Annotated in this window: 32 protein-coding genes; 30 read left to right on the top strand and 2 right to left on the bottom strand. The window is 50.9% G+C overall.

Annotation, left to right across the window (positions count from 1 at the left end; all coding sequences use genetic code 11):
* Window positions 1-28 precede the first annotated feature (28 nt).
* Entirely contained in the window at window positions 29-1,426 is a 1,398-nt protein-coding gene (locus ACFVSO_RS26925; protein WP_387479814.1) for a sulfatase family protein, read from the top strand.
* Window positions 1,427-1,742: 316 nt separating this feature from the next.
* On the opposite strand, the gene ACFVSO_RS26920 is transcribed toward ACFVSO_RS26925, so the two are convergent.
* Window positions 1,743-2,834, bottom strand: coding sequence for a serine hydrolase domain-containing protein (locus ACFVSO_RS26920; RefSeq protein ID WP_387479813.1), 1,092 nt, complete (start codon window positions 2,832-2,834; stop codon window positions 1,743-1,745).
* Window positions 2,835-2,967: 133 nt separating this feature from the next.
* On the opposite strand from ACFVSO_RS26920, the gene ACFVSO_RS26915 reads away from it, so the two are divergent.
* From ACFVSO_RS26915 to ACFVSO_RS26805, 23 genes are all read left to right on the top strand, one after another.
* Window positions 2,968-3,897: an AraC family transcriptional regulator gene (locus tag ACFVSO_RS26915; protein WP_387479812.1), complete on the top strand. Its 930-nt coding sequence runs from the start codon at window positions 2,968-2,970 to the stop codon at window positions 3,895-3,897.
* Between the two features lie 118 nt (window positions 3,898-4,015).
* Complete coding sequence (locus tag ACFVSO_RS26910; protein ID WP_387479811.1) at window positions 4,016-5,188, top strand: LolA family protein; 1,173 nt, start codon at window positions 4,016-4,018, stop codon at window positions 5,186-5,188.
* Window positions 5,189-5,346: 158 nt separating this feature from the next.
* Window positions 5,347-6,534 carry an alanine racemase gene (gene alr, locus ACFVSO_RS26905; RefSeq protein WP_387479810.1) on the top strand — a complete coding sequence of 396 codons (1,188 nt, stop codon included), beginning with the start codon at window positions 5,347-5,349 and terminating at the stop codon, window positions 6,532-6,534.
* Between the two features lie 220 nt (window positions 6,535-6,754).
* A complete protein-coding gene (locus ACFVSO_RS26900; protein ID WP_116048851.1) occupies window positions 6,755-7,036 on the top strand; it encodes a CopG family ribbon-helix-helix protein in 282 nt (93 codons plus the stop codon).
* Between the two features lie 3 nt (window positions 7,037-7,039).
* Window positions 7,040-7,390, top strand: coding sequence for a type II toxin-antitoxin system PemK/MazF family toxin (locus ACFVSO_RS26895; protein ID WP_087569551.1), 351 nt, complete (start codon window positions 7,040-7,042; stop codon window positions 7,388-7,390).
* A 227-nt stretch (window positions 7,391-7,617) separates the two neighbouring features.
* Window positions 7,618-8,367, top strand: a complete 750-nt coding sequence (locus ACFVSO_RS26890) for an SAF domain-containing protein (protein ID WP_387479809.1) — start codon at window positions 7,618-7,620, stop codon at window positions 8,365-8,367.
* Complete coding sequence (locus tag ACFVSO_RS26885) at window positions 8,351-9,211, top strand: P-loop NTPase family protein (protein ID WP_387479808.1); 861 nt, start codon at window positions 8,351-8,353, stop codon at window positions 9,209-9,211. The genes ACFVSO_RS26890 and ACFVSO_RS26885 overlap by 17 nt, the downstream gene beginning before the upstream one ends.
* Window positions 9,208-10,575, top strand: coding sequence for an ATPase, T2SS/T4P/T4SS family (locus ACFVSO_RS26880; protein ID WP_387479807.1), 1,368 nt, complete (start codon window positions 9,208-9,210; stop codon window positions 10,573-10,575). Before ACFVSO_RS26885 ends, ACFVSO_RS26880 begins: the two co-directional genes overlap by 4 nt.
* Window positions 10,568-11,503 carry a type II secretion system F family protein gene (locus ACFVSO_RS26875; protein ID WP_387479806.1) on the top strand — a complete coding sequence of 312 codons (936 nt, stop codon included), beginning with the start codon at window positions 10,568-10,570 and terminating at the stop codon, window positions 11,501-11,503. Before ACFVSO_RS26880 ends, ACFVSO_RS26875 begins: the two co-directional genes overlap by 8 nt.
* Window positions 11,504-11,508: 5 nt before the next feature.
* Complete coding sequence (locus ACFVSO_RS26870; protein WP_387479805.1) at window positions 11,509-12,405, top strand: hypothetical protein; 897 nt, start codon at window positions 11,509-11,511, stop codon at window positions 12,403-12,405.
* 51 nt (window positions 12,406-12,456) lie between these two features.
* Entirely contained in the window at window positions 12,457-12,606 is a 150-nt protein-coding gene (locus ACFVSO_RS26865) for a hypothetical protein (RefSeq protein ID WP_387479804.1), read from the top strand.
* 46 nt (window positions 12,607-12,652) lie between these two features.
* Window positions 12,653-12,799 (top strand): hypothetical protein, encoded by a 147-nt coding sequence (locus ACFVSO_RS26860; RefSeq protein ID WP_387479803.1) that lies wholly within the window; start codon window positions 12,653-12,655, stop codon window positions 12,797-12,799.
* Window positions 12,796-13,221: a hypothetical protein gene (locus ACFVSO_RS26855; protein ID WP_387479802.1), complete on the top strand. Its 426-nt coding sequence runs from the start codon at window positions 12,796-12,798 to the stop codon at window positions 13,219-13,221. The genes ACFVSO_RS26860 and ACFVSO_RS26855 overlap by 4 nt, the downstream gene beginning before the upstream one ends.
* 17 nt (window positions 13,222-13,238) lie before the next feature.
* The gene (locus ACFVSO_RS26850) at window positions 13,239-13,724 is read left to right on the top strand and encodes a hypothetical protein (protein WP_387479801.1); all 486 of its coding nucleotides are present in this window, start codon (window positions 13,239-13,241) and stop codon (window positions 13,722-13,724) included.
* A gap of 57 nt (window positions 13,725-13,781) precedes the next feature.
* Window positions 13,782-14,261 (top strand): PH domain-containing protein, encoded by a 480-nt coding sequence (locus ACFVSO_RS26845; RefSeq protein ID WP_387479800.1) that lies wholly within the window; start codon window positions 13,782-13,784, stop codon window positions 14,259-14,261.
* Window positions 14,254-15,864: a PH domain-containing protein gene (locus tag ACFVSO_RS26840; protein ID WP_387479799.1), complete on the top strand. Its 1,611-nt coding sequence runs from the start codon at window positions 14,254-14,256 to the stop codon at window positions 15,862-15,864. The genes ACFVSO_RS26845 and ACFVSO_RS26840 overlap by 8 nt, the downstream gene beginning before the upstream one ends.
* 186 nt (window positions 15,865-16,050) lie before the next feature.
* Complete coding sequence (gene sigY / locus ACFVSO_RS26835; RefSeq protein ID WP_387479798.1) at window positions 16,051-16,593, top strand: RNA polymerase sigma factor SigY; 543 nt, start codon at window positions 16,051-16,053, stop codon at window positions 16,591-16,593.
* Window positions 16,571-16,912: a YxlC family protein gene (locus ACFVSO_RS26830; protein ID WP_387479797.1), complete on the top strand. Its 342-nt coding sequence runs from the start codon at window positions 16,571-16,573 to the stop codon at window positions 16,910-16,912. Before sigY ends, ACFVSO_RS26830 begins: the two co-directional genes overlap by 23 nt.
* Window positions 16,897-17,124 (top strand): sigmaY antisigma factor component, encoded by a 228-nt coding sequence (locus ACFVSO_RS26825; protein WP_387479796.1) that lies wholly within the window; start codon window positions 16,897-16,899, stop codon window positions 17,122-17,124. Before ACFVSO_RS26830 ends, ACFVSO_RS26825 begins: the two co-directional genes overlap by 16 nt.
* Window positions 17,125-17,137: 13 nt before the next feature.
* Window positions 17,138-17,344: a PLD nuclease N-terminal domain-containing protein gene (locus tag ACFVSO_RS26820; RefSeq protein WP_387479795.1), complete on the top strand. Its 207-nt coding sequence runs from the start codon at window positions 17,138-17,140 to the stop codon at window positions 17,342-17,344.
* Entirely contained in the window at window positions 17,344-18,288 is a 945-nt protein-coding gene (locus tag ACFVSO_RS26815) for an ABC transporter ATP-binding protein (protein WP_387479794.1), read from the top strand. The genes ACFVSO_RS26820 and ACFVSO_RS26815 overlap by 1 nt, the downstream gene beginning before the upstream one ends.
* Window positions 18,285-19,151 carry an ABC transporter permease gene (locus ACFVSO_RS26810; RefSeq protein ID WP_387479793.1) on the top strand — a complete coding sequence of 289 codons (867 nt, stop codon included), beginning with the start codon at window positions 18,285-18,287 and terminating at the stop codon, window positions 19,149-19,151. Before ACFVSO_RS26815 ends, ACFVSO_RS26810 begins: the two co-directional genes overlap by 4 nt.
* 119 nt (window positions 19,152-19,270) lie before the next feature.
* A complete protein-coding gene (locus ACFVSO_RS26805; RefSeq protein ID WP_387479792.1) occupies window positions 19,271-19,558 on the top strand; it encodes a HesB/YadR/YfhF family protein in 288 nt (95 codons plus the stop codon).
* Window positions 19,559-19,625: 67 nt separating this feature from the next.
* Here the strand turns inward: ACFVSO_RS26805 and ACFVSO_RS26800 are convergent, their stop codons facing one another.
* Window positions 19,626-19,751 (bottom strand): DUF6254 family protein, encoded by a 126-nt coding sequence (locus ACFVSO_RS26800; RefSeq protein ID WP_387479791.1) that lies wholly within the window; start codon window positions 19,749-19,751, stop codon window positions 19,626-19,628.
* A 322-nt stretch (window positions 19,752-20,073) separates the two neighbouring features.
* Here ACFVSO_RS26800 and ACFVSO_RS26795 point away from each other — a divergent pair, with 322 nt between their 5' ends.
* The 6 genes from ACFVSO_RS26795 (at window position 20,074) to ACFVSO_RS26770 (ending at window position 24,986) form a co-directional block, all read left to right on the top strand.
* On the top strand, window positions 20,074-21,027 hold the full coding sequence (locus ACFVSO_RS26795) for an ABC transporter permease (protein ID WP_387479790.1): 954 nt from the start codon (window positions 20,074-20,076) through the stop codon (window positions 21,025-21,027).
* A complete protein-coding gene (locus ACFVSO_RS26790) occupies window positions 21,017-21,961 on the top strand; it encodes an iron chelate uptake ABC transporter family permease subunit (protein ID WP_387479789.1) in 945 nt (314 codons plus the stop codon). The genes ACFVSO_RS26795 and ACFVSO_RS26790 overlap by 11 nt, the downstream gene beginning before the upstream one ends.
* On the top strand, window positions 21,958-22,716 hold the full coding sequence (locus tag ACFVSO_RS26785) for an iron ABC transporter ATP-binding protein (RefSeq protein ID WP_387479788.1): 759 nt from the start codon (window positions 21,958-21,960) through the stop codon (window positions 22,714-22,716). The genes ACFVSO_RS26790 and ACFVSO_RS26785 overlap by 4 nt, the downstream gene beginning before the upstream one ends.
* Window positions 22,717-22,741: 25 nt before the next feature.
* Window positions 22,742-23,722: a siderophore ABC transporter substrate-binding protein gene (locus ACFVSO_RS26780; protein ID WP_387479884.1), complete on the top strand. Its 981-nt coding sequence runs from the start codon at window positions 22,742-22,744 to the stop codon at window positions 23,720-23,722.
* Between the two features lie 185 nt (window positions 23,723-23,907).
* Window positions 23,908-24,369, top strand: a complete 462-nt coding sequence (locus ACFVSO_RS26775; RefSeq protein WP_387479787.1) for a divergent PAP2 family protein — start codon at window positions 23,908-23,910, stop codon at window positions 24,367-24,369.
* Window positions 24,370-24,506: 137 nt separating this feature from the next.
* Window positions 24,507-24,986, top strand: a complete 480-nt coding sequence (locus ACFVSO_RS26770) for a glutathione peroxidase (RefSeq protein ID WP_387479786.1) — start codon at window positions 24,507-24,509, stop codon at window positions 24,984-24,986.
* Window positions 24,987-25,032 lie beyond the last annotated feature (46 nt).

Genomic DNA, 25,032 nt, shown 5'->3' with positions numbered 1-25,032 from the left:
CCCTCGAAGATTGGAAGGAGTGTGGAGTATGGCAACTAGTGAAAATACAAGACCTAATATGATCTTTATATTGTGTGATGATATGGGGGCTTGGGCCATGGGCTGCGCTGGCAACAGCGATATTCGAACGCCTAACCTTGACAGACTGGCAGCAGAAGGAATTCGTTTTTCGAATTTCTTCTGCACCTCTCCTGTTTGCTCACCGGCGCGCGCCTCGTTATTTACCGGGCGCATACCATCACAGCATGGCGTACATGATTGGATTTGCGAGGGCAGTATGGGCGACAAAGCGATCCAGTATTTGCAGGGGCAGCCTACCTATACTGAAATGCTTGCTGATCATGGCTATGTATGCGCAATAAGCGGCAAGTGGCATTTGGGCGACAGCATAAACCCGCAAAAGGGGTTCAGTCATTGGTATGTCCACCAATTTGGCGGCGGCAGTTACTATAACGCTCCGATGATACGGGACGGTCAACCCGTGAATGAGCCTGGTTATGTAACGGATCTAATTACAGATGATGCGATCGATTTCCTGGCCAAACAAAGCGCGGAGCAGCCATTTTATTTGAGCGTGCATTACACAGCACCGCATACGCCTTGGATTAATAACCATCCGCAGCATTTGGTTGACTCTTATGCAGGCAGCACATTCGAATCCTGTCCGCAGGAGCCGCTCCATCCGTGGCACATCAAAACGGAGCCTTATTGGGATGACCGTAATACGAATCTGCAAGGATATTTTGCGGCAATTACTGCAATGGATGAAAACATAGGGCGCATAATAAATCAAATAGAGAGAATGGATATGCGTGAGAACACGATGATTTGCTTTATGAGCGATAACGGCTATAACTGCGGTCATCATGGCATTTGGGGAAAAGGCAACGGAACCTACCCGCAGAACATGTATGATAGCTCCGTGAAAGTACCGGCGATATTCTCGCATCCAGGCAGCATACCGCAAGGCATAGTAAATGATGAGCTCGTCAGCGGCTATGATTTTATGCCAACCCTATTGGAATATGCTGGCTTGCCGCCGCATGGCGATAACAAGCTTCCAGGCTTAAGCTTCCTGCCATACTTGCTTGGTGAAGACAAGGCGGAGCATAAGCATGTTGTCATCTTTGATGAGTATGGGCCGGTTCGAATGATCCGCAGCAAAGAGTGGAAATATGTGCACCGTTATCCCTATGGACCGCATGAGCTTTACTGCCTATTGGATGATCCGGATGAGAAGCATAATTTGATCGATGAGCCTGAGCATCTGGAAAGGCTCGAGGAAATGCGCGCAGGACTTGAAGATTGGTTTTTGCAATATGTCGATCCTGCTATTGACGGTGTGAGACAGCAGGTGTACGGCTCTGGACAATCTAACCTGGTAGGTCCAGCTGGCAAAGGAAAAGTCGCTTACTACGACTTGTAGCAACCTCTCTTTCAATTATTCTGAAATGGTCGTGCTTGCTTTGGAGCTCGCTCCAAGCAAAGAGCAAGGCAGCCCGCAGGCGTCGGTGTATTCAAGCTCCAGAACGGAGCCAAGCTGTCAGCCGGCGGCGACAATGAGATCACTCCAGTTGGTGCATGGGGTACAGCTGAAGCTGTAACACTTAGCGCGAAGTAAGGATGAGGATAGCCAGTGGCCTTGAGGCACTGGCTATTTGCTATGAGCCAGCACCTGTATATGCGGTAATACTGCGGACAGCTATCTCCATTTCAGATAGCACACTCAAGCTATAGGGAGTTTATGCCGATCTCTCGATCGCATCGAGCATTTTTGTGAAAATCGGGATTGGCATTGCAGAGTTGTTCGGAGATTGTGAGCTGAATACGACAACTAGGTTCGATTCTGGCGCGACAAAAATGTATTGACCGGCATATCCCATTGCATGGAAGTAAGATTCCCCTTCGTGTGAGCCCACCCACCAATGATAGCCGTAAGTTCCGAAAGGGGGGCTCCCGTCAGAATGGATGGAGGTTGACTTCTCTACCCATTGCTCTGGTACGATCTGCTTATTCTCCCACTTGCCGCCCTGCAAATATAGATAACCAAGCTTGGCCTGTTCTCTCGCGGTCATTTGCAAGCCGAATCCTCCCGAATTAGAACCGTCGGGGCTGCTTGGCCAATCCAGCTCACGCGTAATACCAAGAGGCTCGAATAAAACCTCCTTGCCAAAATCCGCCTCGCTCTTGCCGGTTGCCATTTTAAGAATCGAGGCCAAAATTTGCGAGCCGCCAGTATTGTAATTAAATCTCTCTCCTGGTGCGCTAGCCATTTCCCGTTGCAGAACGAAGGTGCTCCAGTCGGGCGCATTAAACATTGGATACACAAAATAGTTCCACTCGGGAGTCCACTCCGGCCAATCGAAACCGGAGGTCATCGATAACAGATGGGCAATCGTGATGCTCTTTTTGAGCGGGTCCGTTTCTTGTGCGGCCAATTCCGGATAATAATCGAATATGGGCTTGTCGATAGACTCGATTTTTCCTTGATCGATGGCAATGCCAATCAGAATCGATGTGATACTTTTGGTTACAGAATTCACGGGATACACTTTGCCGGGATTATTCTCTTTGTAATACTCGCCGACAATATAGCCATCTTTAACGACAACGGCAGAATAAATCGGTCTGTTTTTGATGTCCTCAAAAATCTCATCCAGCTTTGCGGAATCGAAGCCGTGGTCTTGCGGAAGCGCCGTCTGCCACTGTTGGTCATAAGCGGACTGTTCCGTCTGCTTCACTTCGCCAGCTGTTCGAGTACAACCGCTTAGAATCAGCAAGGCAGAAAGCATGATGAGCCAGCTGGCCCAAGCGATGTTTTTTCTTACATTCATTTTTATAGACCTCACTTTCGGATGGGAATGACTCTCATTTTATCCGACAGAAAGGAGCAAATCTTTTCATTTTTTGCTAGGTTCTTAACAATTTTTGCTATATAATTATGATAAAAAAAGTTGGGTGGTCGTGTTGCGCAACTTATTGATTGAGAAGGAGCACCATGCCCATATTCACCGGGTCGCCGATTACATTGAGACGCATTTGACAGCCGACTTGTCCTTGGAAGAGTTATCCAAGCTGTCGGCTTTTTCTCCCTATCATTTTCATCGTATCTTCAAAGCGGTCATGAATGAAAATTTGCATCGCTTTATTACGAGGCTGCGCGTCGAGAAGGCATCTAAGCTGCTTACCTTTCACCCCGAGCGGACTATATCCGATATTGCGATGGAGAGCGGCTTGCAGTCCTCCGCCCATTTTTCCCGAACGTTCCGCACTTATACCGGCTTGTCCCCTACGGAATACCGCAGACGGTATCATCTGCAGGCGATTACCTCGCGTTTCTGGAGCCAAAGCGTACCAGAAGGCGAGCATGAGGAGCGTCTGCAGCTGCTGGAGCGGAAGTACTCACAACTGCGCATAAGGATCGAGCACTTCCCGGATCGGCAAGCGGTATGCGTCCGCTATCAAGGAACAGTCAACACTGGGAAGTACAATGAGGATGTTGCGAAAGCCTACGAGAAAGCGGGGCAGTGGCTGATGGCGAGAGATTTGCATAGGCGAGATACGATGTACATTGGCCTGGTTCATAACGACCCCTATGTTACGCCTGCTTCAAGACACCGCTTCTCAGCTTGCGTAACGACCGATGCGGTATGTGGTGTCGGCGAGGAAGTTGAGCCGATTGTCATACCTGGCGGCAAGTATGCTGTCATTCGGCTGGAGGAGCGGGACGACGTTACACGTGATCTAATCTATTTGGCGCATACCCAGTGGTTGCCGGTCAGTCCCTATTTGTGGGATAGTTCACGGCATTCGATGGTGATCAACTTGTGGAAGCCGCTTTCAGACTCGCAGGTTCTGTTCGGGCTTGATTTCTGTATTCCGGTACGGCCGAAGTAGGAAGAAGCAGGAAAGAATTATTTAGCCAAGCTCACAACTAGTCCGAATAAATGTCCAAGTCCCCTCATATGCATAGTATCAGCCAGTAAAATACTATGTGTGCAGAGGGGATGATTTCATGCGTCGCATGACATGGACCGCGGCAATTATTGTGTGCTTCTCACTACTATTGTCTGCTTGCGGTACGAAGGACGCCGAGTCCGTGGTGAAGGAGCTCGACAAAGTAGTGAGCAGCATGGAGAGCTATCAGGGAAGCGGGACGATGACGCTTCATACCGGCCAGCAGCCGCTGGAGTATCAAGTGGAGGTTTCCTATCAGAATCCGCACTATTACCGCATTAAGCTGACGAACGAAGAAAAGGATATTACGCAAATCGTGCTCCGCAACGACGACGGTGTGTTCGTACTGACGCCGAAGCTGAATAAGGTATTCCGGTTCCAAAGCGACTGGCCGCAAAACCAGGGACAGGTCTACCTGTATCAAACCCTCATTCAAAGCATTATTGTTGACAACTCCAGACAGTTCGCCGTGAACGACGAAGCGTATGTATTTGATGTGATGGCGAATTACAATAATGGCTCATTGGCCCGTCAAAAGATTTGGCTGAACAAAGACGACCTCAGCCCGGTTCAAGTGGAAGTGAGCGACACGAACGCTTCGGTTATGGTCGACGTGAAGTTCGATACGTTCAAATTCGGCGAGAAATTCGACAAGAGCGTATTCGAGACGCAAGCCAATATGGCCGCTACACCTCCGGCAACGGACAATTCCGGCGAGACAGGCAGCGGCGGCGATCAGCCGACGATTACGACACCGGAGCAGGAGACGGATGAAGCAACAGCACCTGATGAGAATGCAAACCCTGACAAGGAAGGCACAGACGACGAGGAAGCCAGCAACCCGGACGAGAGCGCGTCCACAGGTAATGTTGGAGAAGGTTCCCTTCCATTCACAGCGCTGGCGCCATCGCATATCCCTGAAGGCGTGGCCTTCAAGGATAGCATGGATATCGATTATGGCGGCAACAAAGGCATAATCACAAGATATGACGGTGCATTCAACTTTACAATCATTCAGACACAGCCGAAAGATATCGCAACTTCACTGGTGCCGGGCGTTCTAATTGATCTGGGCACGACGGTAGGCGAGCTGACGACAAGCGAAGATAATTCGCTTCAGACGTTGACCTGGACGTATCAAGGCAATCTGTTCCGTCTCTCCAGCGCCGATCTGCCGGATGTCGAGATGAGGAAAATCGCGCAATCGGTTCAAGGAGAAATGGATAAATAACCTGCAGTCTGCCAAGCGACGCACGAATTTCCAAGAGGTACTAGCCATTTCTGGTGCTCATTTCATTGACAGTCCCAGCAGCAACGTTTAACATTATTTTATTAATGTTTGCTGCTCGGACTGTTTTCGTTTTTGGCATTGAGGAGAAGGTGAGCGACTTGGAATCGTATTATCGCCCGACTTGGGCAGAGATATCATTGGATGCGCTTCGGCATAACATACAGGCTGTACGGGAGGCTATACCGGCCGGATGCAAGCTGATGGCGTCGGTGAAAGCGAATGCGTACGGTCACGGAGCGGTCGAAATAGCGGAGGCGGCTGAACGCTTCGGCGTAGATTTTTTGGGCGTCGCGTTTCTGGACGAGGCGCTTCAACTACGCAGGGCCGGCATTCAGTCGCCTATTCTTGTGCTGGGATTCGTACCTGCGGATGCGCTGGCGATCGCGCGCGAGCATAACATTACGATCAGCTTATTCCGGGATGATGTGCGGGAGGCTGCTGGGCAATTGCCAGATCACAAGGATGGCCGCAGGCTGAAGGCGCATGTGAAGATTGACTCCGGCATGGGTCGCCTTGGCTTGCTGGGACAGGATGAGGCGCTTGCTTTCATTGAGCGGTCGCTGAATACGCCTGGGCTTGAGATCGAAGGATTGTTCACGCACTATGCCAAGGCGGATGAGGCGGATAAAGCCTATACGAAGCTGCAATATGAGCGCTTTCAATTCATTGTGGACGGTGTCAAGGAGCGAGGCTGGAGAATCCCGATCGTGCATGCCGCCAATAGTGCCGCAGGCATCGATACACCGCAATGGGCAGGCGATATGGTGCGGCTCGGAATAGGCATGTACGGCTTGTATCCTTCTGAAGAAGTGAACAAGGAGCGAGTCGGGCTGAAGCCGGTGCTTGCGCTGAAGACGCAGATCGTCTGGACGAAGACAGCGCCGCCAGGTTGGGGAATTAGCTATGGCACACGGTATTTTACGGAAAAAGAAGAGCTTATTGGCACTTTGCCGATCGGATACGCAGACGGCTACAGCCGGATGCTGGGCGGCAAGGCGCATGGATTGGTACGCGGCGTGAAGACGCCCATTCTAGGCACAATCTGCATGGATCAATGTATGATTGCGCTGGACCCTGTTCGGAATCATCCCGGTGCGGCTCCTGTGGTAGCAGGAGAAGAAGTGGTGCTGATCGGGACGCAAGGGAGTGCCTCCATTACAGCGGAAGAAGTGGCGGACCAGCTTGGCACAATTAATTATGAAGTAGTTTGTATGCTTGCTGCGCGCGTCCCGCGGGTCTATACGGAGAATGGAGCGGTTGTGAAGTCGCGCAACGACTTGGCATAAGGTGAGAATGGCTGGAATATCCAATTGAATTATTTATCATGTCGTGCAGGGAATGCGCCTGCGAAGATCGAATGTATCTAAGCAGCCCTCATATGGGCAGAATGCGCATATAGCATAATTGATATACGATAGGCATACAAATGATGAAGTATAGTAATGGCAAGAATTTGTCATAATGTGTAATAGGGGTTTTTGGAAAAGTCTTGGGGGTGCGAGTTCGGTGGCCAATGTGCATAATACGAAAAGGATCATGATCAGCTTGCCCGATCAATTGCTCGAGGAGGTCGATGGTATCGTAGCCAAGGAGAACTCCAATCGCAGCGAGTTTATTCGGCAAGCTATGAAGCTGTATTTGGTGGAACGCAAAAAGCGCCAGATCCGTGAATCCATGCAGCGCGGATATATGGAAATGGCAAAAATCAACCTGAATATGGCCTCGGAAGCGTTTCAAGCGGAGGAAGAAGCCGACCATACGTTAGGCCGTCTCGTAAGCGGGGTGTAGAGCTTGATCGTAAAACGCGGAGATGTGTTTTTTGCCGATTTGTCCCCAGTCGTCGGCTCGGAGCAGGGCGGAGTCCGTCCCGTTCTCGTCATTCAAAATGACATTGGCAACCGATTCAGCCCTACTGTAATCGTAGCTGCCATTACAGCTCAAATCCAGAAAGCAAAGCTGCCAACGCATGTCGAAATGGATGCGGCAACTCATGGCTTCGACCGAGATTCGGTCGTGCTGCTGGAGCAAATCCGCACAATCGACAAGCAGCGCTTAACGGATAAAATCACGCATCTGGACGATGAGACGATGCGCAAAGTGGATGACGCTTTGTTGATCAGCGTAGGCCTGATCGACTTCTAAGATAACAAAGGCCGGCTGTCTGAATGGGACAGCAAATCGGCTTGTTTTCCGACCGGCAGGATCGGTCACAAAATTAAGGGTAGACAATTTGAGGATGAGTTTGCTATTATAGGCTCAAATTCATGTTTGAACGAATAGTAGAGCAATCTATTGCGAAGAACGCAATCAGTTAGCCGGCAGCGGCTGCTGAATGCGTTCTTTTTTTGTTGCTCGGAGGAGGGGTAGCGATGAGAAGAGGAAGGAGCTTATGGCTCAGTCTGACGGCAGCGATGCTGTCGGCGGCGCTAGTGTACGGACTGTACGTGCTGCAGCGAGATCAATTGGAACAACAGGAGACGGTAGCTGTCATCGTGCCCAAGCGATTCATAGCAGCCGGCGAGCGGCTCCAGCGGAGCGATCTGGAATTGTCGCGGTTGCCGATTGCCGCTTATACGAGCGACATGTTCTCAGAGTTAGATATGGCCTCGGGGATTGAAGCGGCCATGCCACTCGGCAAAGGCGAGGCGCTTCTCTCCTGGAAGCTGAATGAGCATTACCTGCATCCACGGATGGGAGAGTCGACCTTTCAAATTCCGAAGGAGTACATTCGCTCCATCTCGAACGGAATTCGCGCCGGCGACCGGGTTCTCCTCTATGCATCAGGCGCAGAGGAGGAGTCGCTGCGCATCTTCCCGGAATCGGTCGTTGTCGCATCGGTGAAGAGCTCGGCCAATGTGGAGGTCGACAGTCTGGAACAATCGCATCTGATGTCGCTTGCCGAAGGCAACAAGGATGGCATGTATGTGGCGAGGCGCGATGCCAATGCGATGATCGAATATGTGAATCTTAATTTGACGGAGGCGCAGTGGCTTCAGATCGACCGACTGTGCAAGAGCGGAAGCGTCAAAGTTGTGATTGCGTACAGCCCGGAGTCTTATGACCGGATCAAGGACGGACGTGAAGCGGAAGGAAAGGGTGAGGATGGTGAGCGGGAATAATGGTGCGGCTCCGGTAGTCGCTTTTATTGGCACAACCCCTAATATCGGGACGACATCGGCGGCCTTCGCGACTGCATACAGGCTTGCGGAACTAGGCGGCATAGAGGTCGGATATCTGTGCCTGAACCTCAAGAGCGCGAAGCTTCATCGCTTTCTGGGGAAGGATGAGCCGGACGTGACGCTCGACAGACTACAGCCGGAGCTTCGTTCGGCCTCCTTGACGCCGGATATGCTCCGCAGTGCGGATTACGCGGTGGGGGGACGAGCTAATCTGCATGTCCTGTTCGGCAATTTAAACCGGGAGGGAGCGGAGTTTGTCGGGGCGGAGGAGATTGAACATCTGCTGGACGTAGCGGAGAAAACATACGGATTGGTCGTACTGGATGTTGGCGCATATTGGGATAATGCAGCCACGATATGCAGCATTCGGCGAGCGGACTCGCGTGTATTGGTGACGACCCCTGCGCTGTCGCATTTCCAGGAAGACGGGCGGCGCTGGATCGGAAGCGTCTCGCCGCTTTTCCAAGTCCAGCCGAATCAGTACGATTGTGTCATTGTTCACTATCCATGGAGAAGGGGAGGTTATCGTATGAACGACATATGTAAGGAGCTGGGAACCGCACCGATAGGAGAATTCAGAATGAACGATTCGCTGTTCGCCAGTCTGGACAGAGGCGGTTACGATGAATGGCTGAGAGAAGACCCGGGGGGCAGGATGGCGATGAGGAAGCCGGCAGTCAAGCTGCTGGAGCGCCATGGCGTACGGAGCGCATTCCCGTCAATGGTTAGACAGCCATGGTACCGCAGGCTTAATGTGCATCGGAACGGAGTAGGCTCCTCATGAAAGGTGTGCAGGACAGATTCTCTATTGCGGAGTTTGCAGCGAAAGTGCAAAGCGAGGAAACCAGGCGGGAAGAGAATAGCGCGCAGGAGCGGACGGATAAGGGGTCGGATGATTTCGATAGGCTTGCTGAGGAAATCAGGTCCTATCTGAGTGCGCCAAGAGGCATGACGGAAGAAGAGCGAAGGAAGTATAGTGAGACGCTCAATCGGGCCGTGCTGGGATTTCCGCATGAACGCGAGCAAGTGCTAGCCTTGATTGAGGATCGGCTCATTCGCCTGCGCATTCATACGCTGCCAGGGTGGAAGCATCCCTATGCGACGCTTGCGGAAGCGTTATTTGCAGAAGTGGTAGGGCTGAATGTGCTGGAGCTGGTGCTGGCAAGCCGCGACGGTCTGGAAGAGCTGCAGGTAGTCGGGACAAGAATCTACGAGGTGCGTGGCGGCATGGCTTCGTTATCACCTTATAGCTTCGTCACCGTGCATGATGTCGAGCGTATCCAGCAAAACCTGGTGTTGTACAACAATGACCGGATTAATCCACGGAAGCGATGGGCGGAGGTCATGCTTCAGGACGGCTCGCGCGTGACGATGACCGGCTTCGGGTTTACGTCCAGTCCAACTCTGACTATCCGCTTCTATACCGTCCGCCATTTCCGGCTTGATGCTTTGGCTGCTGAACCGTATCAGTCGCTTAGCGAATATATGGTACGGCTGTTGCTGGCTTCACTAAAGGCTAGATACAATCTGGTCATTATCGGTCCGACCAACTCCGGCAAGACCAATCTCATGAAAGCGCTTATTGCCGAGCTGCCAGATGAAGAGCGGATCATTACCATTGAAGGCCGGTACGAGATGATGCTTGGCCGGGATTTTCCGAATAAGAATATTATTGAATACGAAGCTGCGGAAGATGACAAGGCTCATCATTCAGCACAGGCCTTCAAGCTAGCCCTGCGCCAATCGCCCCAGCGCATTATCCATGCGGAGATCAGGGACGAAGATGCCAACATCTACGTGCGGGCATGTACGCGGGGACATACCGGCAGCATGACGACCGTGCATGCCAATCGGCTGGAGGATGTGCCGGAGGCTATTACCGATATGTGCATGCTGGATGGCAGGAGCATGAATCCCGAACGGCTGACGAAACGAATTGCGGAATATGTTACTGAGCTTGGTGTGGAGATGAAGCTGATCGGCGGCCGCAGAGTGGTGTCCCGCATTGGTGAGATGGGATGGCGGGACGGTGAAGTGCATATTCGGGATTGGGCGGTCTACGATGAGGCGAGGAACGATTGGCTCTATCCGAATCCGCCATCGGATCGTGCTGGCGCATGGCTCGGCAAGGGGGATGAGGATGGGTGATCTTGTGCTATTATCAGGAGGTTTGCTGCTTTTTGTTCTATTATATATAGTCTTTCGCGTACTGCTGGATTCTGTCGATGACAAGCGGCAGCTTCGCAGCCGGCTGACCTATGAATCGCCTTACAGCTTGCGCAGCATGCTGGCAGGCCGGATCCAATCGTATGCCAAGCTTATAACACATATAGCGGAGCTGCTGGAGACGCTCAGAATGAAGCTGCGGGCAGATACCTTTCTCGGAATCTCGACGTTGCTGCTTGTAGGAGGTGTTGCGGTGGGAGGCCTATTTTTTCAGACGGCGAAGGGCGGGCTTCTATTCGGATTGATCGTTGGATTGGCACCTTACATCTGGCTGAGAGGTTTGCTGATTCATCGGAGAATGGGAGCCCAACTTGATTTTTTGCCCGCTGTGGAGCTGTTCTATCAATGTTACTTAGTAACCGGAGAACGCCATGTCCGCATTGCCTTGCAGCGAACAATTGAGGAGAAGAGGTTGCTTGGACCGATGCAAGCTGTATTCGAGCAGTTGTACCGCAACCTCTCGGTCAGAGGCGATGACGAGGCAAGCTTGCGGATACTGGGGGCTTCGCTCGGACATTTATGGTCGGATTATTTTGTGCAAATTTTACGTGTCGCGCTGTCGGAGGGTGTCCCGGTTACGGAGAGCTTAAGGGAGCTGCTGGGCGATATGAGGAAGGCCCGCCGGGCGAATGAACAGGAGCGGCACCGCTTGCTAGAGATCAGGGTAGCCAACTTCACGCCGATTCTGTTCCTGGCCTTGTTCATCGGCATCAATCTGCGTTACAACCAAGCGAATGCTTACTTCTATTATTTGCAGGACCCGCAAGGACGAGACATGCTCCTGAACGCGCTTCTTCTTATATTCGGATCATTTCTTATGGGCCTCTGGCTCTCACGCAAAAAAATGTAAGGGTGATGGCATTGTACGATTGGATTGCCGGATGGATTGGGGCAGGGGCTATTCTGGGACAGTTCCTCTTCGCAGGAGCGGGGATGTATATGCTGCTAAGGCTGCTGCCGGAACGCTCGTTTAGATGGAAGAGACTTTCCTTTCTGAGGCTGCATAGCTCTGCACCTCCAGATCGCTTGCTTCGCCTATGCGGCATTAAGAGGGAGCAAGCCGCTTATCAGGAAAGGGAGCTTCTTCTCGCGGGTTGCGGCATAACGTTTGATCCCGCATGGTACATGCTCTTTCGTCAGCTTGCCATGACTATAGGGATGGCGACAGGGACTCTGTCTCTTGTATTGCTTCGAAGCGAACTGACGTCGATCTGGCTGCAGGCTTTGGTCGCCTTGCCGTTATTGCTTGCGGGAGCGCTGTATGTGGACGGGGCTTGGCTGCGTGCTGCGCAGAAGATGAGATCCTTGCAATTTACGAAGGAAATCTATGTGGTCAGCAATCAATTGCTTTATTTTGCGGATTCCCATCTGAATATCCATGCCAAGCTGATGAGATGCATGCCTTATACAAAAGCGATGCGCGGAGATATGGAGCGCCTGCTTGCGGAATGGTATCACGATCCCGCCCTTGCCTTACGGCAATTCAAGCTGAGGGTCGGCACGGATGACGGGATGAGCTTCGTCGAGACGATCGATGCGATTCGGCAGCATGAGAGCAGCCAGTATTATGAACTGCTCCGTATTCGGATATCGGACTACAAGGAAAAGCTTGAGCTTGCGAAGGACAGCCGTAAGGAATCGACATCCTACGTGCTGTTCATCATTGCAGGAATTCCAATCTTGTATACGTTCCAGGTCTTTATTTATCCATGGGTACGAGAAGGGCAGAAGTTGTTTCAGTCGTTGGGATAGGCGAAAGCGACAAGGGTAGTTCAAGATTAGCAACGGGAGGAGGTGACAGGGATGCGCAATATTTTGATGACGGTCATGATGCTTGTTGTTGTAGTTGTTCTGTTCAATACGATTATCGCGCAGGATTCGACGGGTACAAGAAGCCAAATCCAATCACAGGGCAACGCAGCAAATACGAGAATCAATACCTTGCTGCCGTAGAGCGTAGTGGGCGCAGCATAGCGACGAATGTGGAGGTGCGAGGAGAATGAGAGCGATACTAATGACGCTTCTTCTGATCATTACGGCGGTTGTTGTGTATACAGCCGTTGCAGAGGGCGACGACGGATTGAATAAGGGCGTCAGCCGGACAGGCGACGCAATGGGAGAGTATCTCAAGGGTATGAGTCCTTGAAGCAATTGCTGCTATTTATTCTGTTCGCCGCCATGTTGTGTTGGATTATGTTCTCCCCTATTTATAAGCATGTTGTTATTGTGAGACAGGCTGTGCTTCAGCAAGAGGTGGATTATTTGCTGGAGGTCGGCGCAAGCGGGACGTACGGCTATATTAGTCCTGCCATGCAGCGGGATTCCATGCGGAGACTGGCAAGCTTCGGCCTGCGGGAGCAGGATATTCGCTATCAGTATGCGACGACTTCCGGTGCGTCGGCTACTGATGCCAGCCATCCCGTTCCGAGAGGAACGGGCATCTCGCTTACGATCAGCTATCCGTATGAAAATTTATTTGTTATTGATTCGCTAATCGGTATTCAGCCCGTAGCTCCCCATGAGCGGATGAGCGCATTCGGCATGAAAATGAGCGAGTACGTTCCGTAACAGAAGGAGGCGTATCCTTGTACAAGCTCGTTCTTATTCTTGCGATGATGTCGCTATGGATTACGGTTCATCTGATGCAGGTCGAGGAAGAGATGGCGATGAAGACGTTGTCCCAGGGCAAGCGCGCGATCAACCGCGCGGCACATGCGGCAGCGCAGCAAGTGGATAAGACGGCATTAAGCGAAGGAATCGTACGGATAGACGAATCCGCAGCTTCCCGGGAAGCCGCGTTATATTTGCAGCGAAACTTGCAATTGGATGCCAGCGGCAAGCCGCTGCCAAATTCATTCCTCCGCCATCCGGTGCAGGTGCTGGTATTTGATGTAATTAACTCAGAGGAGACGTTTCCCTATCAGTATTGGAATCCACACTATAACTTTGAAGTAGAACTAAGAAGTCCAGGAGTAGTCATTATTGCAAAAGTGGTTTATCCCAGAGCATTCACCGTTATGGAGCCGCTCGAATGGGAAATAAGGGGGGCTGCGGAGCTGATTGCAGGTTGACGTTAATATGGAAAATTGGTGTAATAGGAGGGGGACTAAAGAAGGGAAGAATCCAGTATGAATCGTGAATTGAAAAATCGGCTCCATCGTGACTATTTGAAGGTATATCGCATATCGGAGCTTATCGGCAATGGCATCTTTTTGCTGTTGATCGTGGCGTATCTGATTATTGCGCTGTGGAAGGATTGGACGCTTATTCCGGTATGGATTAGCGCCGGTGTATTGGTATTGTCCCTTGTGCTGTTTACTTGGCTCATTCCATCGGTGAAATATGCCAGATTCCGTTATGAGCTGTTCGAGGAAGAGTTGGAGATTGAGAAGGGTTTAATCTTTATTAGCAATGTGCTTGTGCCGATGGTGCGTGTGCAGCATGTCGAGATCGGCAGCGGACCTCTTATGAGGAAGTACGGGCTTGCTTCTGTGTCAGTTGTGACCGCGGCGACGACGCATCAGATCGTCGGAATTAAACGCGAGGAAGCGGAATCGCTGAAACGGAGAATCGGACAATTGGCAAGGGTGGAAGAAGCCGATGAATGATCGCCGCATGTTGCATCCTACATACATATTGTTTGGTGTATTATCCGTTATTAAAGGTTTTCTGCCGGTGATGGTCATTGTGCTGCTCCGCAAACCGGATTGGTCCAATTTGGGCTGGTATTGGTATGCGGGAGTAGGCGGATTTCTTGTGCTTATGGCGCTTATTGCGTTTTTGCAATGGAAGAAATTCGGCTTCTGGCTGGAGGAGGATCGGATCATTATCCGTTCGGGTTTGTTCTTCCGGCAAGAGAAGACGATCTATTATACGCGGATTCATTCCGTCAATATCGAGCAGCCGCTTATTCAGCGCATTCTGGGCGTCGTGCAGCTCAAGATTGAGACGCCGGGCGGGAATAACAAGGCGGACGGCACTTTGGAGACGCTGTCCAAGGATGAAGCGAACCGTATCAAGCAATTGCTGCGAAGTTATTCCGAGGCGGGCGCTGTTCAAGCCAAGAACGTTATCGATCGAGAGGTTGCGGTCGTTGGAAATGAGGGTGATGGGCAAGAGGATTTTGCAACTGTTTCGGCAGCGGTAGATCAGCAACTAGCGCCATCGGTTACACTGTCGTCCATGTCAAACGAAGGCACAGCTGGTCCATCGGTTGGAGCAGCTGCAAGTAACGCGAATCGGCAAGAGGAAGCGGGGCCATCCGTTACGCTTGACGCAGGCAAGCTTTTCCAAGCAGCTGCAACGTCACTGAATTTCGGCCTTGCGATTGCGTTCATCGCAGGTCTTTATTCCTTCGCAGATGACTTTCTGAACCTGATTTTTCCGGAGCACTTCTTCGAGCAGGTCGTGGAAGACTCTGTGAATCAAATGTCGAATGCGTTCTTTATTGCCGGGCTTGCCATTTTTGTCATCTTGTTTGCGTGGGTTCTGTCGATCCTGCTTTATATTTTAAAGTACAGCGGTTTTACGATGCGCCGGGACGGCAAGCAACTGTCACTTACCTACGGGCTGCTGGAAAAGAAGAGTATCCTGTTCGATCCCAAAAACGTGCAGGCGGTTATCGTGAACGAAAGCTGGCTCAGACAGATTTGGGGCTACGGGGAAGTCAAGCTGCAAGTGGTATCGTCCGACAAGCAAGAGCAGCTGATGCTGCATCCGTTCATTAAAGTGTCGGAGGTCCAAGCGCTCATCGATCAATTCGTACCGGGCATGAAGCTGCCAGAGCCGAGGGAGCTTGCGCCATCGCCGCGGAAGGCGTTGATCTATTACATCCGTATTCCGCTGCTGCTTGCGGTTGTTTTGACCGGAGCTTGCATTGCCTACTTTGGTGCGATAGGCGCATGGTCGCTTCTGCTGATTCCGATTGTGTTATGGTGGCGGATCAGCTGCCACAAGGCAGCCGGCTTGCTGCTGGAGGACGGTCAGCTGACATTAAGAAGGCGAACGCTGCAGCGCATCACGTATTATGTCCGCCGGCCGCGTATTGTCACGATGTCCGTGAAGCGGTCTGATGCCCAGCGGCGGAAGGGAATCGCTGCAATCTCGGTTCATGTGCTGGGCAGCCCCTTCAGCTATAAGGTGCCAGGAATGGATCATAGCGATGTCCAGCCTGTATGGAGCTGGTATAGCCGAAGCGGCAAAACCTTATAATAAAGATACTTATTCCAAGCATAAGCAATGGCGAATAGGATATGCGCTGCATGTCCGCCGTTGCTTTTTTGCTGTGTATAACAGGCTTTGTATAATTGGAAATATTTTTTTGAGAAGCAAATGAACGAATGGAGAACCTCCGTCGTCTAATCACTAAAGGGCGGAGGTGGGAAGGGAGTGCACACGGTGACCGATGAAACCAGACTGATACAGCAAGCCGTGAGAGGCGATACCCGATCGTTGTCGGAGCTATTGCGCAAGCACTATTCTTTTCTCTATCAATACACCCTTAAATTAACGATGGATAAGAGCCGGGCGGAGGATATTACACAGGACACTATGCTGAAGGCGATTGAAAAAATAGGGACGTACCGGGCGCAGTCCAAATTTTCGACCTGGCTAATTGCCATTGCATCCAGACTTGCGATCGATCGGGGAAGAAGAAGCGCTAGGGAACGCAAATGGATCGAAGAGGAAGGCGCGCTAAGGGCGCTTCGATATGAGACACTCAGCCGAATGAACGATTGGCCAGAAGCGCTCCAGGCTATAGGCGAGCTGGATGAGAAGCTCCGGATGGCCGTATTGCTGAAGTACTATTACGGTTATTCGCAGGAAGAGATTGCGGAGATGGTGGATGCGCCTGTGGGTACGGTCAAGTCGAGAATACATGCAGGGATGAAACAGCTCAGGAAGGAGTTGTCAGGCCATGAAGAAGAACAAAGCTCATGACGAGGATCAGCAATGGTTCATGGAGCATATCGGAGCGGAGCTTCAAAAGATGGATGATGCGTATGAGCGCAGCGAACCCGAGCTTGGACCGTTCGAGTCGTTCGTCGCTTCCCATAAGCAGGAGCTACGCAAGAAGCTGTGGCGCGATCTGGCTTTATTCTGGCTCATCGCGGCGATGCTTCTGCTGGGCATGCTCTGGATTCTTGAGCGCGACTGGATCTGGTTCGCAGCGCTGCAGTTGCTTGTGGCGATTAGTGCAATCAGTTATATCGGCTTCGTTCATGTGTGGAAGGGGAGAAAGCAATGGAAGAACAACTGAAGCATTCGGTGCTGTTCTGGCTGCTCATTGCCCTTCTTATGATTACACAATCCACCTGGCTCTTCCTGGATGCCCGCAAGAGAGGCAGTATGCCATGGTTTTGGGGGCTATGGGGATTGATTCAATGCCCGTTCCCTCTCCTGTTCTATTGGCTGACCGTTCGACTCAGAGTCTGGGACAAGCTGCGGGCTTCTGCACAAAATAAAAAATAAAGGGGTGCGTTTGATGAAAGAGACATTGGAATTATCGCAACTGATGGGACTTATTGTGCCGCTTATCCTTCTTCAGCTCCTATTAATGATCATTGCGCTTGTGCTTTGCGTAAAAACAGAAGAGACGAGAGGTCCGAAGATGATGTGGGTGCTCATCATCATATTGGGCCAATTGATTGGCCCAATCGCGTTCTTCCTGTTCGGAAGGAGAAATTCATAATGGCAGAATTGATGCAAGTCAAAGGCTTAACCAAATCATTTGGCACCATGCAAGCGGTGAAATCGATCGATTTCAGCATACAGGAGGGCAGATGTATTGCGCTGTTAGGTCCCAATGGGGCAGGAAAGACGACGACCATCCGAATGCTGACAGGGCTGCTTGCTCCTACGGCAGGTGAAGTGCGGTTCCATTCGCTGGCGCCCGGAGAGGATCGGCGGAACTTAATAGGTTACCTGCCTCAGATGCCCGCATTTCATAATTGGATGAGCGGCATGGAATATGTGGTCTATGCCGGCCGTCTATGCGGACTCAGCGCTTCCGACGCCAAGAAGCGGGCAATTGAGATGCTGGAGCGGGTAGGCCTTGCGGATGCAGCCAAGCGGAAGCTGGGCGGATATTCCGGCGGCATGAAGCAACGGCTAGGACTAGCGCAGGCGCTTGTCCATCAACCGAAGCTGCTAGTCATGGATGAGCCGGTATCAGCGCTGGACCCGCTCGGACGCCGGGAAGTGCTGCGCCTGCTCAAGGAGTTGAAGTCGGAGATGACTGTTCTGTTCTCCACGCATGTGCTGCATGATGCCGAAGAGCTATGCGATGACGTTGTCATTATTCGCGCAGGCGAAGTGGCCCTGCAAGGGTCGCTGTCGTCGATTCGCAGCCAGCATCGCCAGCCGGTTATCGAGCTGAAGCTGGATGAGGACAATGCGCGAGGGATGGATTGGGCGAGAGCATTCGTAGAGAAATCGCTAAACGGAGAGGTACGTTATAGCTGGCTAAGTGAAGCGGAGATGCGCGGCAACCGGCTTCATATGACCGCCATTCATATGGACGAGGCGCGGCAGGCACTGCTAGAGGAACTGACAAGGCATTCGGTTCCATTCAGCCGACTTGAGGTTGGTTATTCGTCTCTGGAGGATTTATTTATGAAGGTGGTGGGCGAATGAACCGCATGAACGAAACTTACAGCGGGACACAACACGGAACGGGAGTGTTGAAATCCGTCAAACGAAGCTCAGGCGGAGCGATATTCTTGACTCTGCTGGGCAAGGAATGTCTGGAGCTGCTGAGAAGCTTTAAGCTGATATGGGTGCCAATCGTCTTTGCCGTACTCGGTATTATGCAGCCAGTGCTCAGTTACTATATGCCAATAATCATTGAAAAGGCGGGCAACATGCCTGAAGGCACGGTGATCGAAATTCCCCCTGCCGTCGGCTCTCAAGTGCTTGCCGATACGCTGTCTCAATTCGGAGTAATGGGTATCTTGATTCTGGCGTTGGCTTGCATGGGCATTGTCTCCGGCGAGCGGAATAACGGAGCGTCCGCTCTTGTGCTGGTCAAACCTGTATCGTATGCCTCTTACATCCTGTCCAAGTGGCTGAGCATGATGCTGCTCGCTTGGGGATCGCTGCTCCTTGGTTATGGGGCGGCATGGTACTACACATGGCTTTTAATTGAGTATGTGGACGTAGTTCCTTTCTTGCTTAGTTTTATCCTGTACGGCCTTTGGTTTTCCTTTGTACTGACTGTGACACTACTGTTCAGCACGGCACTTCGGAGCGCGGCAGGTGCTGCTTTTTCGTCGCTTGGGGCAGCCATTCTGCTGAGTGTGCTGGCAGGTTTGATTCCGAAGTATATGGCATGGAGCCCGGGAGCTCTGACTGGACTGGCCTATCAGGCTGCGACAAGTTCGGGCTGGCTTCAGATGGAGCCTGCGTCGTGGTGGGCGATCATAACCTCACTGATTGCGATTGCCGCTTTGCTGGCGGCTTCTGTTGTCCTTCTCAAGCGAGCGCCTGCACGCGACTAGCTGCTAGCAAACGTCATTATTCCGTAAAATGTAACGTGATAGAGACAAGCATCTCGCGTTATAATGGAGGAATAAGGATGCCGCGCGCATCCTGACAGAATGAAAGGAGCTGGCACGCGATGAACCTGATTGTGGAACAGAATGCGGCACGTTGGTACAAAGAGCAGATGGATTTAAGCGAAGGGGATAGTGTACGTATCTTCGTACGGCTGGGAGGCTGCGGAAGCGTGCACCCAGGATTGTCGCTTGGCATCACGAAGGATGAACCCAGAAATGCGGTTCTTAGCCAGCAGGTAGAGGGTATCTTCTTTTACATGGAAGAGGATAATGTCTGGTATGTAGAGAACAAGGAGCTTCGCATCTCCTTTGACGAAAAGTATGAAGAAGTGAAAATGGTCGTCGCTTAAAGGTTGAACGGCGGGATATATATGGCGGGCAAGCAACGGATTTCCGTATGCGAGCCCGCTTTTTTGTTTAGGATTTAGATGAAGTGCCTTCCTCGCTTAACTCCTCGAATGATTTGACTTTCCCATGCGATGGACGCTGTTGGTGCTTGCGCTGGTGCCAAGCATTTTCTCTGCGGTTTTTGGATGTGGACATAAGAGCATTCACCTCCTTCTTGTTAGAATGGCGTAAAGCGCCTCATCTCATGCGCTGCGCTGCCGACTAGGGCTAATTGGAAATAACAAGTAGCCATTGTTCACTTTTCTGTCATATTAGGGAGCCATTTTGCTAAGACTGAGAATTATTATCGCTAAAAGGTTGACGTATGGAATGGTGCATGGCATAATAGCTTTGTGCTTATGATAATCATTATCACCGCATGTGAGCGGAGATTATCGGAAGCTTATTTTTATGACTAAGCGTGATAATCACTATCTCATTTTATTTCATAAACGGATGACAGATCTGAGGATAAGACATGAAAGTATGGATGTTAGTCACAGCGCTTGTGCTCTTGTCGGTCACATCGCTATTTATCGGAGCAGAAAATCTATCCATCACAGACCTGTTCAGCATGACGGAGAAGCAGTGGCAGGTGTTCACCATCAGCCGGATTCCAAGGCTGGTCAGTCTTCTTATTGCAGGGATTAGCATGAGTATCGCCGGTCTCATCATGCAGCAGCTTAGCCGCAACAAATTCGTATCGCCTACAACATCGGGCACGGATGATGCTGCGAAGCTGGGGATATTGGTGGCGCTTCTTGTTTTCGCCTCTGCGACGACGATGCAGAAGATGCTGATCGCTTTTGCTTTTGCGCTGGCAGGCACTTATGTGTTCATGAAGTTTCTGGACCGGATCAAATTCAAGGATACCATTTTTATTCCGCTGGTCGGCTTAATGTTCGGCGGCATTATTAATTCGATCACCACTTTTTTTGCATACAAAAACGATATGATCCAGAATGTGACGTCTTGGCTTCAAGGCAGTACGTCGGCGATGATGACAGGCCGCTACGAGCTCTTGTATATCAGCATTCCGCTGCTGATCTTCGCCTATCTGTACGCGAACAAATTTACAATTGCGGGTATGGGGGAAGAGTTTTCGGTCAATCTGGGCCTCAATCACAAATTCGTGGTCAACGTCGGTCTCATTATCGTGGCGCTGGTATCGGTTGTCGTCATTCTGACGATCGGCATCATTCCGTTCCTTGGCCTCATTATTCCGAATATCGTAACGCTTTATGTAGGGGACAATCTGAAGAAAAGCCTGGTACATACAGCTTTACTCGGGGCGGTATTTTTGCTGGTATGCGATATCGTGGGCAGGCTGATCATCTATCCATACGAAATACCAATCGGGCTTACTGTCGGCGTGATCGGAAGTATCGTATTCCTGTATCTGCTGATGAGGAGAAGAGCCTATGAAGCTTAAACTGACATTGCTCGCCGCTTTGGCCCTTGGCGTCATTGCCGCCTTCTTGTTCGTAGATCTGCCGCATAACTGGGATTACGCACTGGAACGCAGAATCAAGAAGGTACTTGCGATTACGCTTACTGGCGGCGCAATTGCTTATGCCACATTAATTTTCCAGACGATTACGAATAACCGGATATTGACCCCGAACGTTATCGGCTTGGATTCTTTATACATGCTTATCCAGACCGTCGTTATTTTTGCCTTTGGCGTCGTCAGTCTGCCTAGCACGAACAAAATGCTCAACTTTGGATTTACAGTCGGTATCATGCTGATTTTTGTCGGCATCCTTTATAAGTTGATCTTTAAAAGGGAAGGCCGCAGCAATTTGTTTTTCCTGCTGCTGATCGGGCTTGTCATGGGCACGATGTTCGGCAGTATGACCACCTTCATGCAGGTATTGATTGACCCTAATGATTTCCTGGTTGTGCAAGGCAAGATGTTCGCCAGCTTCAATAATGTCAATTCCGACTTGCTGGTGTTGTCCATCATTCTCCTGGCGCTTGTTGCTCTGTATGCCCTAAGGTTTTCGAAATATCTGGATGCGATGTCGCTGGGCAGAGAGCATGCGGTTAATCTCGGCATTCCGTACAACTTCGTGGTGATGAACCTGCTTGTTATCGTTGCCATTCTGATTGCAGTATCGACTGCGCTGGTCGGCCCTATTACATTCCTTGGCCTTCTTGTTGTCAACGTAGGCTATCAGTTCATGAAAACCTACCGGCACAGCATTCTTGTGCCAAGCACGATGTTGATCAGCATTATCGCATTGGTCGGAGGCCAGATGATTGTCGAGCGTGTCTTTACCTTCGAGACGACGGTCAGCGTCATTATCAACTTTATCGGCGGAATTTACTTCTTATATCTGCTTCTAAGGGAGAGTAAATCATGATTGAGGTTCAAGAGGTATCCAAATCCTACGCCGGCAAGCCGGTAGTCGAGAAAGTATCGCTCAAGATCAGGCAAGGGAGCGTCACGTCCTTTATCGGTCCGAACGGAGCGGGGAAGAGCACGCTGCTCTCGATGATCAGCCGCCTGCTTCAAAAGGATAGCGGGAAGGTGCTTATTGACGGGAAGGACATCTCGGAGTGGAAAAGCACCGAGCTTGCCAAAAAAATCTCTATCCTCAAACAATCCAATACGGTGAATTTGCGTCTGACGGTAAGAGAACTGGTCAGCTTCGGCCGTTTCCCCTATTCGCAAGGGAAGCTGAAGAAGGAAGATTGGGAGAAGGTTGATGAAGCGATCGCATATATGGATCTGACGGAGCTGCAATACAGGTATTTGGACCAGCTTAGCGGCGGTCAAAACCAGCGTGCTTTCATCGCGATGGTCATCGCGCAGAATACCGAATACATTCTTCTTGACGAACCGCTTAACAATCTGGATATGAAGCATTCGGTCCAAATTATGAAAGTGCTGCGCAGGCTGGCCGAAGAGCTTGGCAAGACGGTGATCATCGTCATTCACGATATCAACTTTGCTTCCTGCTACTCCGATTACATCGTCGCTTTGAAGGACGGCAAGGTTGTGAAGGAAGGTCCTACGGAAACGATTATCGACAACGCCGTATTAGAAGATATTTATGATATGGACATTCCGATCGAGCTGGTCAACGGCAACCGAATCGGCGTCTATTTCAAATAAAGATGAATAAATAGGAGTGAACATGATGAAAAAAAGGTTTGGTCTAATCGCAATTCTGCTTGTATTCGCTATGGCTCTTGCTGCATGCGGAGGCAATAACGGCGGCAAAAACACAGGAGGCAATGCTTCCAGCTCGCCGTCGCCATCCCCGTCGGCAGAAGCTCCGGCTTCTGATATTGTCGTCAAACATCAATTGGGTGAAACAACGGTGAAAGCGAGTCCGTCGAAAGTGGTTGTATTCGACTACGGTACATTGGATACGCTGGATAAGCTGGGCGTTGAAGTTGCTTCGCTTCCGCAAGCAGGCGTTCCTTCCTATCTGGAAAAATATAAAGATTCGAAATATGTAAATGCCGGTTCGCTGAAAGAACCTGACTTCGAGACGATTCATGGCATTTCCCCTGACCTGATCATTATTTCCGGTCGTCAATCCGACGCTTATGAAGAGCTGAGCGATATTGCTCCTACGATCTACATGGGCGTAGACACGTCGAACTATATGGAATCGTTCAAGTCCAACGTACACACGCTGGCTGAAATCTTCGGCAAGCAAGCCGAGGCTGAAGCGGCTCTGGCTGACATTGATGCTACAGTGAAAGCTGTAAACGACAAAGCAACGGCTGCAGGCAAAAACGGCCTGATCATCTTGTCGAACGAAGGCAAGATCAGCGCGTATGGTCCGGGCTCGCGCTTCGGCATCATCCATGACGTCTTTGGCGTAGCCGCAGTTGATCCATCCATTAAAGTAAGCACACATGGCGATGAAATCTCCTTCGAGTTCATTTCCGAGAAAAATCCGGATTACCTGTTCGTCGTAGACCGTAATGCAGCAATTGCCGGCGAAGCTGGCGCGAAAGAAACGGTTGAAAATGATTTGGTGAAAAACACGACAGCTTTCAAAGAAGGCAACATCGTGTATCTGGACCCTGAGTTCTGGTACCTGTCCGGCGGCGGTCTGATCTCCGTAGCCGAGATGGCGAATGAAATCAATGCAGCGATTAAATAACAATAGTTGAACATATGAGGGCTGCTTCAATAGGTTTCGTACCTAATGGAGCAGCCCTTGTTGTATCGTGCGAAATCAAATCTGTGAAAAACCAAGCGGGATAAGCTGTGTCGCTTATGATCGAATGGAGGTAATCACTTCAGGGAACACTGACATGGACATTATAACGGGAGGTAATTGGGGTCATGTCCAACCGAGGATTGACGACGGCTCTCGCAGCCGTCGGAGCGGCGCAATTATTGAAGCTGCCTTGGCATTACAGCAAAACGGGGAAATGGGATGTACGTAAGATCGTCGGCTCCGGCGGAATGCCGAGCTCTCACTCTAGCGGCGTAGCCGCACTGGCAGCCTATACCGCATCCAAGCACGGCATTCGAACACCTGAGTTCGCCATTGCTTCTATGTTAGGCATTATTGTGATGTATGATGCAATGAATATCCGCCGTCATGCGGGTGAAATCGCGATTCAAGTTAATGATCTGGATGCCGATGTAGAGAAGCTGGCGGGCCATCATCCCGGCATCTATCATAAGCGGCGCAAAGAACAGCTGAAGGAGACGCTGGGCCATCAGCCGGGAGAGGTAGCGGCAGGTGCGGTGCTGGGCGTGCTGATTGGACTTGCCGGAGCGGCATTCGGTCGACGGTAATAAACGGTTAAAATAATAGTAAATCCCGACAGGACTGTCGGGATTTTTTGGTGCGCTGGCGGAAAAGATTGACGGCGGCCAATAAATTGGATACAATTTAATTAAATCATCGATATTCGGTTAGGGAGGAATAGGATATGTCCATTTACGATTTTGAAGTGAAGTCGATTCGAGGCGAGCAGCAGACGTTAGCGCCTTATGAGGGCAAAGTCATGCTTATTGTGAATACAGCGACCGGATGCGGATTTGCACCTCAGTTCAAAGGCCTGCAGAAGCTGCATGATGATTATAAGGATCAAGGCTTCGCTGTTCTTGGTTTCCCTAGCTCGCAATTCGGCAATCAGGAGAAGGGGACCGACAGCGAAGTCGCGCAAACCTGTGAATTGAACTTTGGCGTCAACTTCCCGCTCTATTCCAAGATCAATGTGAATGGCGGCGATGCGCATCCTTTATTCAAGCATCTGACCAATGAGGCTCGCGGCGTATTCGGATCAAAGGCGATCAAGTGGAATTTCACAAAGTTTTTGGTCGACCGGGATGGGAGAGTTGTGAAGCGGTACGGTTCGGCGGATGAGCCGGCCAAGATTGAAAAGGATATCGTGAACCTGCTCTCCTAGTGCTGGAAGCCTTCTGTAGTCGATAAGACGCAGAGGGCTTTTTTGG

Source organism: Paenibacillus sp. NPDC057967, assembly GCF_042887015.1.
Classification (GTDB): Bacteria; Bacillota; Bacilli; order Paenibacillales; family Paenibacillaceae; genus Pristimantibacillus.
This window is presented reverse-complemented; position numbering and strand designations above follow the sequence as displayed.

Bases quoted from the DNA above. Each gene is read 5' to 3' on its own strand.
- ACFVSO_RS26925 (WP_387479814.1), top strand. From the start codon at position 29: ATGGCAACTAGTGAAAATACAAGACCTAATATGATCTTTATATTGTGT.
- ACFVSO_RS26920 (WP_387479813.1), bottom strand. From the start codon at position 2,834: ATGAATGTAAGAAAAAACATCGCTTGGGCCAGCTGGCTCATCATGCTT.
- ACFVSO_RS26910 (WP_387479811.1), top strand. From the start codon at position 4,016: ATGCGTCGCATGACATGGACCGCGGCAATTATTGTGTGCTTCTCACTA.
- ACFVSO_RS26890 (WP_387479809.1), top strand. From the start codon at position 7,618: ATGAGAAGAGGAAGGAGCTTATGGCTCAGTCTGACGGCAGCGATGCTG.
- ACFVSO_RS26885 (WP_387479808.1), top strand. From the start codon at position 8,351: ATGGTGAGCGGGAATAATGGTGCGGCTCCGGTAGTCGCTTTTATTGGC.
- ACFVSO_RS26880 (WP_387479807.1), top strand. From the start codon at position 9,208: ATGAAAGGTGTGCAGGACAGATTCTCTATTGCGGAGTTTGCAGCGAAA.
- ACFVSO_RS26875 (WP_387479806.1), top strand. From the start codon at position 10,568: ATGGGTGATCTTGTGCTATTATCAGGAGGTTTGCTGCTTTTTGTTCTA.
- ACFVSO_RS26870 (WP_387479805.1), top strand. From the start codon at position 11,509: ATGGCATTGTACGATTGGATTGCCGGATGGATTGGGGCAGGGGCTATT.
- ACFVSO_RS26865 (WP_387479804.1), top strand. From the start codon at position 12,457: ATGCGCAATATTTTGATGACGGTCATGATGCTTGTTGTTGTAGTTGTT.
- ACFVSO_RS26860 (WP_387479803.1), top strand. From the start codon at position 12,653: ATGAGAGCGATACTAATGACGCTTCTTCTGATCATTACGGCGGTTGTT.
- ACFVSO_RS26845 (WP_387479800.1), top strand. From the start codon at position 13,782: ATGAATCGTGAATTGAAAAATCGGCTCCATCGTGACTATTTGAAGGTA.
- ACFVSO_RS26840 (WP_387479799.1), top strand. From the start codon at position 14,254: ATGAATGATCGCCGCATGTTGCATCCTACATACATATTGTTTGGTGTA.
- ACFVSO_RS26830 (WP_387479797.1), top strand. From the start codon at position 16,571: ATGAAGAAGAACAAAGCTCATGACGAGGATCAGCAATGGTTCATGGAG.
- ACFVSO_RS26825 (WP_387479796.1), top strand. From the start codon at position 16,897: ATGGAAGAACAACTGAAGCATTCGGTGCTGTTCTGGCTGCTCATTGCC.
- ACFVSO_RS26820 (WP_387479795.1), top strand. From the start codon at position 17,138: ATGAAAGAGACATTGGAATTATCGCAACTGATGGGACTTATTGTGCCG.
- ACFVSO_RS26815 (WP_387479794.1), top strand. From the start codon at position 17,344: ATGGCAGAATTGATGCAAGTCAAAGGCTTAACCAAATCATTTGGCACC.
- ACFVSO_RS26810 (WP_387479793.1), top strand. From the start codon at position 18,285: ATGAACCGCATGAACGAAACTTACAGCGGGACACAACACGGAACGGGA.
- ACFVSO_RS26805 (WP_387479792.1), top strand. From the start codon at position 19,271: ATGAACCTGATTGTGGAACAGAATGCGGCACGTTGGTACAAAGAGCAG.
- ACFVSO_RS26800 (WP_387479791.1), bottom strand. From the start codon at position 19,751: ATGTCCACATCCAAAAACCGCAGAGAAAATGCTTGGCACCAGCGCAAG.
- ACFVSO_RS26795 (WP_387479790.1), top strand. From the start codon at position 20,074: ATGAAAGTATGGATGTTAGTCACAGCGCTTGTGCTCTTGTCGGTCACA.
- ACFVSO_RS26790 (WP_387479789.1), top strand. From the start codon at position 21,017: ATGAAGCTTAAACTGACATTGCTCGCCGCTTTGGCCCTTGGCGTCATT.
- ACFVSO_RS26785 (WP_387479788.1), top strand. From the start codon at position 21,958: ATGATTGAGGTTCAAGAGGTATCCAAATCCTACGCCGGCAAGCCGGTA.
- ACFVSO_RS26780 (WP_387479884.1), top strand. From the start codon at position 22,742: ATGAAAAAAAGGTTTGGTCTAATCGCAATTCTGCTTGTATTCGCTATG.
- ACFVSO_RS26775 (WP_387479787.1), top strand. From the start codon at position 23,908: ATGTCCAACCGAGGATTGACGACGGCTCTCGCAGCCGTCGGAGCGGCG.
- ACFVSO_RS26770 (WP_387479786.1), top strand. From the start codon at position 24,507: ATGTCCATTTACGATTTTGAAGTGAAGTCGATTCGAGGCGAGCAGCAG.